We start from the raw sequence: 11,731 nt of genomic DNA on the forward strand, positions 1-11,731 counted from the left end.
AGAAAAAACTTGTTTAGGCCGGGACTTTTTCAATGAGCTCTACTAATTTGGCCGCATTGCTCATCCAGGTAAAGTGTTGCAATACCCGTTCGCGGGCGGCCAAGCCCAACGCTTTACGCCTATCCGAATTATCCACTATGTTCGCTAGGGCAGCAGACCACGCGGTGGTATCGCCACGGGGCAAGACGCTGCCGACGGTGGCACTGTTCACAATTTCAGTTAAGCCGCCATTTTCCGAGACCAATACAGGGCATTGGCAGGCCATGGCTTCGACGACACTGATGCCGAAGGATTCTTCACCCATCGAGGGTTGCACAAAGCAATCGAAGGCGGAGAGTACCTGCGGTAAGGCGTGGTGGGGTATCCGCCCGGCAAAGTGAACCCGTGCTGCGACCCCGAGTGCCTGGGCTTGCGCTTGCAGGTCAGCCTGGGCTTCGCCTTCGCCGCAAATCACGTAATGCACATGCGCGGGGAGCATGGCTAAACTTTCGAGGATGACGCGCAAACCTTTCCAGCCGACTAGACGTCCAACACTGCCGATGACGACCGCCTCGTGCGGTAGCCCCCACTGGGCTTGCCATTCTTGGCGTACAGCATCGCGGGCCAACGCTTGGAAGGTGAAGTGATCGGTATCGACGCCGTTGTGAATCACATTCACTATCTGGTGGTAATGGCCTTCTACCTGGGCCGCGTTATAGCGGCTGGTCGAGGCCCACACATCTACCACGTGGGCGAAAAAGCGATCGGCCATAAAAAATTCACGACCGCCGGAGCGAAACACAATCTTGCTCTTCAGGCCTTTTTGTTTGGCCCACCACAGAGATGGAAAATCAAAAGGTTTGTTGACGATAATCGCATCAAACTGCTGTTCCAGTAGCCAAGGTAAGGCGTGGCGGTAGAACGAGCCGCGCTCCATTAAGCGCCGAAAGCGGCTGCCAAAATTAGGCCAACTTTGTTCAATTCGGAAAGGAAAGGTTTGATACTGAATTTCGGTATGCCGAGGGGGCTGCCCGCCCGGGGGAATGCCTGTGGCTAGTGTGACTGCATGGCCTTGGCGACTGAGCGCACGCCCGACTTCCCAGCAGTAGGTTTCTAATCCACCTGCAAGAAAACTTGCGGTGACATTACAGAGGCAAAGTTTCATTGCGTTGCAATCACTTCATTGCTAGAAGGCCTGTTCCGTATTATTTGAGCGTAGCCTAAGACATATCCAAGAAGTAGCCAAAACAATAGTGCATTGTCGCGTACCCACATATCGTTCACTTGGTTACGCAAGAGGGCGCCGAGTAACAGGCAAATCCCTACCCCCCAGGCAGTTGCGGCCAATTTTGTCTGTTCTTGAAGGGCACGCTGGGCTTGTCGATAGCACTGATAAGGCAACACAATAAATAATCCAAGCAAAGCGACAAGACCGAATACCCCCGCATATAAAAAATAACTCATGACAAGATTATGCGGATGCCAGAGTAAATTATCCTGGTGTAATAATTGTGGGAAAACTTGCTTCAGGGTCTCGCGGCCAAATCCATGACCCTGCCAGGGAGTTTGAACAAGCTGTTGCAGTAGGTCATGCCAGAATACCAACCGTGGATCGTTCACGAGATAGAACCAGGCCGTTTCCGCATTTTTAAAGCGAAATTTAATTTGCAAATAAAATGAAATCGCAACTAAGGCAAGGCCCAGCAGCACGCCATACAGCATGCTGTGTCGTGGCAGAGGTCGGCCTAGCATGGTTCTGTGCAGCCATAAGCCCCCCAGCACACCAAACCCAAAGACAATCGGCAAGCCAATCCGTTGATTAGAGATCAGCGTGATCCATATCGCCACCATACTGATGATCCCCCACCCTATGTAGGCCTGTTGTGGGGACAGGCTGCGGCCTTCTACCAGCCGCTGAGCGAGGGTAAGAAATAACAGTGGCATGGTCACGACCCAGTAACTGACGAGACTGGCTGTGCGGCCTATGCCTTTGGTGAATTCCAGTTGCTCCCAACCGATACCAGTCCAAACAACTAGGCCAGAAATCAGTAGCCCACTGAGCCAATTGGCAACGATCCCAACACTCATCGCATAGCCCGCACGCGGAACCGAGGCAAGTTGGGCGCCAAGCCAAAAGGCGACGATGCCATAAATCACTTCAGTTTTAAATTCGGACCAAGCATAGGCCGGCTGCGCGGCTGATAATACCCCATACAAGCAAGCCAGCGCCCAAACAGCCAAGTAGGGCCACTGGCGCGGTAGGAGCCAAGCCTGTTGCCGAGTGAGTAATCGATAAAGGATTAGCAGCAAAAGCAGTGTCAGTAAGGCATAGCGCGCTGCAGTGGTACCAGGAATAGGTAGTAGTCCAACTAAAATCGCCAACAAAATCAATGGCAAACAAGTCAGCCGAGTGTTTCGGGAGCCAGCAATGAAATTACGTAACATAATTGACAGCCATTGAAGGCAGGAAAAGAGGCTCAGACAATAATGCGCATGAATGATAGCCTAGATTCACCCTAACACCGTGGCCCATGACCACCTTAGGGTCACAGGATGGTGTCATAGACCTGCTCGAACTCGGCAGTCACGCGCTCCCAGGTGTAATCCTGCTCGACCATCTGCCGCAGCGTATGGCCAATCCGTAAGCAGCGATCAGGGTCAGCCAGTAAACTGATTAATGCCTGCGCCAACGCCACGCTGTCGCCAGGCTCATCGAGCAACCCGAGCTCGGGTACCTGTTGCAAAAACTCGCTGATACCACCACGACGCCCGGCCACAATCGGGATACCTGCTGCAGCCGCTTCCAACATCACGGTCGGAAAGGGATCGTGCCACAGGGAGGGCATGGCAAACAGATCGCAAGCACAGAGGAAGTCGTGCATGCTCGCTGGATGCAAGCTGCCGACCCACGTTACACCGGGCATCGTTGCCATTCGTTCTGTAACGGCTCGGCCGTAAACGGCTTTTTGATTTCGGGGATCATTACTCTCACGAACATTACCCGCCACCAATAAATGAACGGTCGGTCCCAGCTGGTTATAGACTTGGGCAAACGCATCCAGTAACTCTTGCACCCCCTTCTCTTGCACCAAACGTCCGGCAAAGCCAATCACAAAATGGGCTGCAGCGGGCACCCCTGCCGCAACACGGTACGCCGCACGCGTTTGCTCCGAGCGCTGCCACCAGGGCAGACGGGTGGTATCGACTCCGGTATACAGGGTTCTGACACGATTCGCGGCGATACCATTATGATTGATCAGCCAATTTGCAATGTAATCACTGCACGCGATCCATTGCTGCGGTATCGCTTTGATACGCGCCTCGGGTAAGGGCTTTTCATTGGCGACATGCACAACCGTAGGCAATGCTGTCCGCTGCAAAAATGTCGCTAAACCAGACAATAATTTGGGTTCGTTATGAATATGGATCAAACTGGCTTGCTGTTGTTGTATTCGCTGCGCCACGCGATCCACATAGGGATACGGGTCAAATCGGGTGATTTTTTGAAATAAGCGCCGATACACCCGACCGATATGAACCCGCTCAACTGCCATACGGCCAATCGTTTCATGGGCGGGTTGATCGTCAAACCCGCCACAGATCACCACGCCACGGTAACGTTGCTGGCGCAAACAAACCTGCTCAACGCGCAACTCTGTCCCGGCAGGATACTGAGGGGGAAAAGGGTTATAGGTTGGCAGAATATGGGCAATTGTTTTCATCTTTGGGCGGCGATCAAGAGCGAGTGCGTGGCATGCCAAACCGCATCAGCGGTTAATTGCTGCATGCATAAGGGAATCAAATAAGGGCATTTTTTTTCTAGACATGGGGTGCAGGTCTGCGGCCGTTGTAGTACCTGCACAAGCTGTCCTGACTGCTGACGGCGCGGACCAACCTGCGCGGCATCGGTTGCGGCATATAAGCCCAAGACAGGACGCCCCAATGCTGCTGCCGCATGTAAGATGCCAGTATCCGGCGCGATCACCAGGGTGGCGCGCTGTAACAGCGCCAACATTTGCGCTAAATTCAACTCGCCGACACAGCTTCTCCACACCGGCACAGCCGCGCTGCTCTGTTGGCTGAGCGCTGCTTGCGCCGCCAACAACGTGGGCGCCAGAATAGCTTGGTCTGCTGCCGTCCCTGTGATGATCACGCGCACACCCTGCTGCTGACAATGCTGCAAAAATTGCTTGAGTTCGGCTTGGGGCCAAGACTTATAACGATCTGCCGCATGCGGATGCAACACCAGATAGGGCTGCCCGCCAAGCCAGGCCTGTAGTGTGGCGGGTAAGGATGCGCTGGAGTCAGGCCCTACGCACAGCCGGGGGCCAGCGGACCACCCCGCCTGGGGCCGCACCAGCTTACCGGGGGTACAGAGGCTATCGAGGATTCGCAAGCGATTTTCAACGTAATGCCAACCAGGCATGGTTTGTTGATCCGCTGGCTGCAAGCGATTCGCCAACAGATAGGGATAACGGGTACCCGCCACAGGCACACGGACGAGATAGCGGCAGCCGGCAAACGCCAAAAGCGGCAATACATCAGGGTCATTGGCATGCAAGACCAAGGTTAAATCGGCGTTAAAGCGTCGCAATGTTCGCCAAGTCTGCCAATAACGTCGATATTTCCCATAGTAAGGAATCACACAATGCAGGCGGCTGTCTGCCGCATACAGGGCTTGCCATTTATGGCGCACCAATAAGCCGAATTCCGCCTGCGGAAAAAGCTGCTTGAGGGGATCAATCACCGCGCTGGAAAAAATCGCATCGCCCAGACCGGTTGTCAATACCAGCAAAATACGGTGCGTCGTAGCAGGATTCCAAGCATCAAGAGTCGCGACCCCGGTTGGCCCTTGCCGTTTGGCCCAGCGCTGCGCAAGGCCAGTAATCAACGCGTCAAGACCTGGGATATTCATGCGTCAGTATGCTGAGGCGGTAGCACCGAATCCTGCCCATGTGAGGCGGCAGAAACCACACTGGCCATTAATGATTCCATTTTGCTTAACATAGTCTCAATGCCTGCTTGCTGCAAAGCCTGTTGCCGTGCCGTTTGCGCCAGCGTTTTCGCCAGGGCTGGCTCTTGAACCAGTCGCGCGAGTGCTTGCGCGAGGGCGGACGCATCTTTGACCGGCACGACCAGGCCATTTTTTTCATGGGTAATCAACTCAGGAATCGCCCCTGCTGCCGTTGTCACTATCGGCAAACCACATGCCATGGCTTGTAACAAGGCTTGTGGAATCCCTTCATTGGCATACGAGGGTAAGCAGAAGCTGTCCATGCTTTGTAAATAAGGGACGACATCTTTCTGATTCCCGGCGAGATGCACCCGCCCCGTCAAGCCTAAGGTCGCAATCTGTGTCTGCAATGGTTGCCAACCCGCGCCAGCACCCACAATCAGCACACAGCAATGCTGTGTCGGCGGCTCAGCCAGTAACTGCGCCAGCGCTTGTAATAAATAACGGTGGCCCTTCCAACTGCGTAAGGTCGCCACGATCCCAATCACATGGGCATGGGCGGGAAAGCCAAATTGTTCCGGTAACCAAGGTTTAGTCGTAGCGGGTTGAAATCGCAGTAAATCAATCCCTGTGGGAATAGACACAACCTGAGAGGCGGGTAATGCCAAGTCTCGACAGAGCACTGTGCGAATTACCTCTCCCGTGGTCACGACTTTTTTTACCGCACGGCCATACAGCCAACGATTGAGGGTGCTGGGGTTGACAGCCGCAGAAATATGTCGTGAGCGGATGATCACCGGGCGAATGGCTTTGGGTAAGAGTAAACAGGCCAGAACCGCCAGCCAGGTATCGGTTGAACTGTGGGTATTCACCACATCGACCCGCTGCTGCTTGAGCCACTGTCGCAAAGCCCAGACCCCTCGCAACTGTTTACGGTCAATTGGCAGCGCGCTGGCAGGAACGCCATACTCTGCTGCTTTCTGATAAATCTGTGCTTGCGCTGGCGCGCACAACCAGACTTGGTGGCCGCGCGCTTGCATGCCCTGCGATTCCGTCAGAATTCGAATTTCCTGCCCACCCCAACCTAGCGAAGCCTCGGTATGCAAAATCCGTAACGCGGTGACGCTCATACGTCCTCCCGGGTCGAGGTAGTGGGCGCGACTGCAATCGCGCCATCATCAGGCACTGGAACGCTGGCCGCAGACGTCGTTGATGATGGAGCCGAACGATTATATTGAATGTGATAGAGGTGGGCATACACCCCCTCTTGGGCCAAGAGACTGGCGTGATTGCCCAACTCGACCAATTTTCCCCCTTCGAGAACAGCGATACGGTCAGCCTGCTCAATCGTCGATAAGCGGTGCGCAATAACCAAGGTGGTTTGCTGATGTAACAACCCATCGAGGGCTTCCTGCACAACACGCTCAGACTCTGAATCGAGCGCCGAAGTAGCCTCATCTAAAATCAGGATCGGGGCTTGTTTGAATACCGCACGAGCAATCGCGAGGCGTTGACGCTGGCCGCCCGATAATTTGACGCCATTTTCGCCGATCAGGGTCTCGTAACCATCTGGTAGCGCCATAATGAACGCATGGGCATTCGCTGCTTTGGCGGCGGCAATAACACGCTCCCGTAACTGCGCTGCGGCATCGGGATGATCCGCCGTCACGGTGTAGGCAATATTGCCGGCGACTGAATCATTAAATAGCGTGACGTCTTGACTCACAATCGCAATCTGCTGACGCAAACTATTCAGCTCAATCTCCCGCACATCGATCCCGTCGATAAGGATCACGCCCTCTTGCACATTAAAGAAACGGGGGATTAAATTGATGAGGGTCGTTTTCCCGCCGCCGGACGGGCCCACTAAAGCGACGGTCTCGCCCGGCTGGATCGTTAGAGAAACCTGATCCAAGGCCAAGCGATTGGCACCTGGATACTGATAACTCACCGCCGATAGCGCAATCTCGCCCCGAACCTTCGGTAAAGCAGGCACCAGCTGCACTTGTTCTGTTGTTGCCTGTGCGGGGCCAGTTAGCAAAGATTGTTGCGGGTTAGCAAAGCGGTAAGCACCACGATTTTCTTCTTCAGCTTCATCGAGCACAGCAAAGACCGCTTCCGCTGCGGCCAAGCCTCGCTGTAGCGGCGCATTGATATCTGCCAGGCGTTTTAAGGGGGCAATCAGCGCCATCATCGCGGTCATAAATGCCACGAACTGTTCTGCCGTTAGCCCGCCTTGCTTGCCCTGGAAAAGGGCAAAGTAAATCACCAGCGTGATGCCAAATGCGGCGATGACATGCACGATCGGCCCACTGGCCGCAGCAGCGGCAGCTTGTTTCATGTTCATGCGCCGCAGTTTGTCATTAAACCCAAAAAAACGCTGCGACTCACGCGCTTGGCCGCCAAACACTTTGATGATTCGAAAATTATCGAGTGTCTCGTTCAACACTTGGGTCAGGCCTTGCGCCGCGACCTGTGAGCCACGTGAAGCTTGGCGTAGGCGTTTACTGAACTGCTTCACAATCAGCGCGGTTAAAGGAATGGTGATCAGCGTAATCACCGTGAGCTGCCAATTCAAATAAAGCAGGTAGCCTGTCAACGCCAACACGCGCACAGAATCACTCACCAACGTCGTTAAGACACTGGTTGCAGCAGCGGCAACCCCAGCAACTTCGAAGCACACACGCGAAATCACGACACCCGTATTGGTATTGACCAAATACTGCATGGGTAACTGCAAGACTTTGTCATACATTCGCTGACGAACATCCGTCACGACTTTATTGGAGACCCAACTGAAGGCGTAATCTTGCACAAACGACAGTATCCCCCGCAGCAAAAACAGCCCAATGATAATCAGCGGGATGAAATAAGTGGTAGTGGTCGGCTGGCTGAACCCAGACAATAAGCGCGCCAGTAATTCAGGAAAGGCCGGCTCAGTTGCAGCACTGGCCACCATACACACAATCGATAAGGCGAAAATCCGCCAGTAAGGACGTACAAAACCCAATAAGCGGCGGTAAAGAATTTTGCTTTCGCGGAAAGAAGACATATTGAGCGCACTGCGCGGCCAAGAATAAACACAGATTATACCGGCAGCACGCCTGAGTGTTTTTTAGCCGATCGGTGGTTTTATCACCGCCCCATCCGTGAGCAATCCCTGCCACGCAGTGAATACCTGGGAGACCGTCAAGTGCTGTACATCTCGAGCCGGGTCTTGCAGCACCACATGCGGCACACCCCACGGGTGCCAACGGCTGGCCTCGGAGTCACCGAAGAGGGCCACAATCGGTTTACCCAAAGCAGCCGCCACATGCATGGCACCCCCATCTGCGCAAATGACGGACTGGGCTAGATCCAGCCCGGCAATTAACTCACTCAGCGTATCGGTACGCACAGGCACAACATGCCGCCGGTCGCATTGCGCCAAGATGTGTCGCAATTTATCGTCATCGCCAGGGTGCGTGGGGTCTTGCGCTGAACCAGGCGCCCAAAACAACAAGACGCCCAGGCCCTGGGCGGCAAGGGTATTGGCTAATTCAATGAAGTGGCCGACGGGCCAACGCTGAGAGGGCTTACGGGCACTGATATGAATCGCCACCCGCTGTACCGGTAAATGCGCAGGCAGCGTACTGGCCAATAGACTGGCCGTGGCGCTATCAGGCCTTAGGGTTGCTACGGGTGTCTGATAGGGCAAACCGAGGGCAGTCAATAAAGAGCAAGTACGCTCGACTTCATGCGCACCCGCATACTGAGCCAGTTGGTCCTGCCTGACAATCTGCGTGGGCTTAAGCCACTGCGCCCAGCGTAAAGTGCTGTCATTAATCCCGCCCGCCAGCAACACCCAATCAAACTGATGCTGCCGCATTTGTTGGGCCTGCTTCCAACGCTGCCAGAAAATGCCGAGTCGAGTTTCTCCCGGTAAACGATGCTTGTCTTTCTGATAAGCCCAATAGCCCGCGAGCACTTTGGTCGGATCTGGACGCGCATGCTGACTGACATAATGCTGCAAGATCGGCGCGTTATAGCGGTTGACATAGGCATAGAGCTGGCTGTCCGGTTCTTGAGCTTTGATCGCCTCCAGCAGCGGCAAAGTGCAGACCAGATCGCCAATGTTATCGCGCCGGACAATCAGAATTTTTTTCATAGCAGCACAATGTCATATTGTTCTTGGGAAGGGAAAGATTCTGCTTGAAGGGCAATCGGCTTGCCAATAAAGTCACTCAAGGCAGCGAGGTGACTGGATTCTTCTTCAAGAAACATTTCAACCACATTCGGCGCCGCAATGATGCGGAACTCCCTGGGGTTAAATTGCCGGGCCTCACGCAACACTTCACGCAAAATTTCATAGCAAACAGTTTGCGGGGTTTTCACCTCCCCATTCCCTGCACAGGTAGGACAAGGCTCACACAAGATATGGGCCAATGATTCGCGGGTGCGCTTACGGGTCATTTCCACCAACCCTAAAGGCGAAAAGCCGTGAACAGTCACTTTGGTGCGATCCGCAGCCAGTGCCCGCCGTAACTCAGACAGCACGGTTTCCCGATGCTCACTTTGGGCCATGTCAATAAAATCAAGAATAATGATGCCGCCTAAATTACGTAAACGTAATTGGCGGGCAATCATCTGAGCCGCTTCCAAATTGGTTTTGAAGATCGTTTCTTCAAAATTTCTTGCGCCCACATAACCGCCGGTATTGACATCAATCGTTGTCATGGCCTCGGTTTGATCGATGATCAGATAACCGCCTGATTTGAGGCCTACTTTACGGCTCAGGGCCCGTTCAATTTCCTGCTCGACATTGTGGAGATCAAACAGGGGGCGCTCCCCCCGATACAGCTCTAATTTCTCCACCACGCTGGGGGTGTAGATACGGGCAAACTCTTGCAACACCGCAAAATTCTCACGCGAATCAATTTGAATGTTGGCGGTATGGTCGGTGACTAAATCACGCAGGACCCGTTGGGCGAGATTCAGATCGGTATAGAGTAAATTGGGCGCTGGCTGTTGTCGGCTGGCTTGGCTGATTTCTGCCCAACGCTTGTGTAAGTAGGCAATATCCGCCTGCAAGTCCTGCTCACTTGCACCTTCAGCCATGGTGCGCACAATAAACCCACCCCGGCTTTCAGGGGGCAATAGTGCTTGCATGCGATTTTTTAAGTGCAAGCGCTCTTCATCATTATCAATTTTTTGCGATACGCCAATATGTTGCTCTTGCGGCAAGTAAACCAGCATACGGCCTGCAATACTGATTTGTGTGGTCAGGCGTGCGCCTTTTGTCCCTATTGGGTCTTTTAAGACTTGCACTAGAATCGCTTGACCTTCAAACAACTGTTTTTCAATCGGCAAGCCTGGGGATTTATTGACTTTGTGGGTGTCACTGGCAGGGCGCAGATCACTCTGACGATTTTCCCAAATATCGGCCACATGCAGAAATGCCGCTTTCTCTAAGCCAATATCGATAAAGGCCGATTGCATACCGGGCAACACCCGGATGACGCGGCCCAGATAGATATTGCCGACCAAGCCCCGCGTCAGGCTACGCTCGACGTGAATTTCTTGAACCGCACCGCGCTCAACGATTGCGACGCGGGTTTCTTGTGGCGTAATGTTGATGAGTATCTGTTGTGTCATGCTTGATCAGGTCGCCACGGTGAGTAAGGAATAACCAGCCCAGGCCAGCAAAGTTGCCGTTTCGTGCAGCGGCAGCCCAATAATGCCAGAAAAACTACCGCTCGCGTGGGTAACGAACATCGCCGCTCGCCCCTGTAAGGCATAGCTCCCGGCTTTGCCGAAAGGCTCTCCAGTCGCAATGTAGGCGGCAATCTCAGCGGCACTCAAGGTGGCGAGCGTCACCTGCGAAGTGGATAAACTCAAACGCCGCTCACCCCGTAAATTCTCGACCACCACGGCGGTGAGGACTTCATGGGTTTGGCCACTCAAACGCGCTAACATGGTCTGCGCTGCTGCGGCATCAGCGGGTTTGCCCAAGATTTCGCCAGCAAATGACACCGTCGTATCAGCGCTCAAAATGATCCCCGCTGGTAAATGACGCTGCTGCCGGCGGGCCGCCGCGGCGGCGGCTTTTAAGGTAGCTACGCGCTGCACATAAGCAGCGGCTGGCTCACCGGCCAGCGGCGCCTCCAGGGCCTCGACATCTTCGTCGGCGGCAGCCAATAAAGGTTGAGGGCTGGCGCCCAGTTGAGTGAGCAGGGCTTGGCGGCGCGGGCTTTGTGACGCCAGATAGAGAATGGGGTTTAGCGTATGCATGACACAGTTAAGATTCAGCAGGAATGAGGTTGGCGCAGTGTAGCACCCACGCTTGGTCGGTGCGAACCAACAGTACTTTATGCGGAATGTGTCACAGAAGGCAAAACAGCGTGAGACTTAGACTTGCATGTTCATGATTTCGTTGTAGGCGGCGACTAAGCGATTACGAGTTGACACCAAGGTCTGGAAGCCGAGGCTGGCACTCTGAGAAGCCAGGACAGTCTCTTCCAAGCTGACCGCCGGATTCCCCATTTGAAATTGCGTATCTAATTCACGGGCCTTGGTTTGGGCACTATTCACCTGGTCGAGCGCGCTTTTCAGCGCCTGAGAAAAATCAGTCCCGCTAGCCGCGCCACTGGCGCCGGCCGCAGCGTTACCGCGCATACGGGTGGATTCGAGCAGATAACTACGCTGCAAAGCAACATTTAAACCGACTTTATCCATGAAAGTAGCCCTGCTGATCGCCAAGATAGCCATAGTGTAATGAATAGGCTTATTTCCAGGAGGTGAATTAGCGGGCAAAAACCC

The 11,731-nt window shown here is 54.1% G+C and carries 10 protein-coding genes; all 10 read right to left on the minus strand.

The genetic code is table 11. The features are described 5' to 3' along the window. Window positions 1–13: 13 nt before the first annotated feature. A complete protein-coding gene (locus DU000_RS05655) occupies window positions 14–1,144 on the minus strand; it encodes a glycosyltransferase family 4 protein (RefSeq protein WP_114402390.1) in 1,131 nt (376 codons plus the stop codon). Further along, window positions 1,141–2,424 carry an O-antigen ligase family protein gene (locus DU000_RS05660; RefSeq protein WP_114402391.1) on the minus strand — a complete coding sequence of 428 codons (1,284 nt, stop codon included), beginning with the start codon at window positions 2,422–2,424 and terminating at the stop codon, window positions 1,141–1,143. Before DU000_RS05660 ends, DU000_RS05655 begins: the two co-directional genes overlap by 4 nt. Window positions 2,425–2,525: 101 nt before the next feature. Beyond that, entirely contained in the window at window positions 2,526–3,701 is a 1,176-nt protein-coding gene (locus DU000_RS05665) for a glycosyltransferase family 4 protein (protein WP_114402392.1), read from the minus strand. Then, window positions 3,698–4,894 carry a glycosyltransferase family 9 protein gene (locus DU000_RS05670; protein ID WP_114402393.1) on the minus strand — a complete coding sequence of 399 codons (1,197 nt, stop codon included), beginning with the start codon at window positions 4,892–4,894 and terminating at the stop codon, window positions 3,698–3,700. The genes DU000_RS05665 and DU000_RS05670 overlap by 4 nt, the downstream gene beginning before the upstream one ends. Beyond that, complete coding sequence (locus tag DU000_RS05675) at window positions 4,891–6,063, minus strand: glycosyltransferase family 4 protein (protein WP_114402394.1); 1,173 nt, start codon at window positions 6,061–6,063, stop codon at window positions 4,891–4,893. The genes DU000_RS05670 and DU000_RS05675 overlap by 4 nt, the downstream gene beginning before the upstream one ends. Next, window positions 6,060–7,985, minus strand: coding sequence for an ABC transporter transmembrane domain-containing protein (locus DU000_RS05680; RefSeq protein ID WP_114402395.1), 1,926 nt, complete (start codon window positions 7,983–7,985; stop codon window positions 6,060–6,062). Before DU000_RS05680 ends, DU000_RS05675 begins: the two co-directional genes overlap by 4 nt. Before the next feature lie 63 nt (window positions 7,986–8,048). Next, window positions 8,049–9,080 carry a glycosyltransferase family 9 protein gene (locus DU000_RS05685; protein ID WP_114402396.1) on the minus strand — a complete coding sequence of 344 codons (1,032 nt, stop codon included), beginning with the start codon at window positions 9,078–9,080 and terminating at the stop codon, window positions 8,049–8,051. Continuing rightward, on the minus strand, window positions 9,077–10,567 hold the full coding sequence (gene rng, locus DU000_RS05690) for a ribonuclease G (protein ID WP_114402397.1): 1,491 nt from the start codon (window positions 10,565–10,567) through the stop codon (window positions 9,077–9,079). Before rng ends, DU000_RS05685 begins: the two co-directional genes overlap by 4 nt. 6 nt (window positions 10,568–10,573) lie before the next feature. Further along, window positions 10,574–11,203 carry a Maf family protein gene (locus tag DU000_RS05695; RefSeq protein ID WP_114402398.1) on the minus strand — a complete coding sequence of 210 codons (630 nt, stop codon included), beginning with the start codon at window positions 11,201–11,203 and terminating at the stop codon, window positions 10,574–10,576. A 117-nt stretch (window positions 11,204–11,320) separates the two neighbouring features. Continuing rightward, entirely contained in the window at window positions 11,321–11,647 is a 327-nt protein-coding gene (gene fliE, locus DU000_RS05700) for a flagellar hook-basal body complex protein FliE (RefSeq protein ID WP_205074019.1), read from the minus strand. Between the last annotated feature and the right edge of the window lie 84 nt (window positions 11,648–11,731).

Source organism: Parvibium lacunae (assembly GCF_003335215.1).
In the GTDB taxonomy this organism is placed as follows: Bacteria; Pseudomonadota; Gammaproteobacteria; order Burkholderiales; family Burkholderiaceae_D; genus Parvibium; species Parvibium lacunae.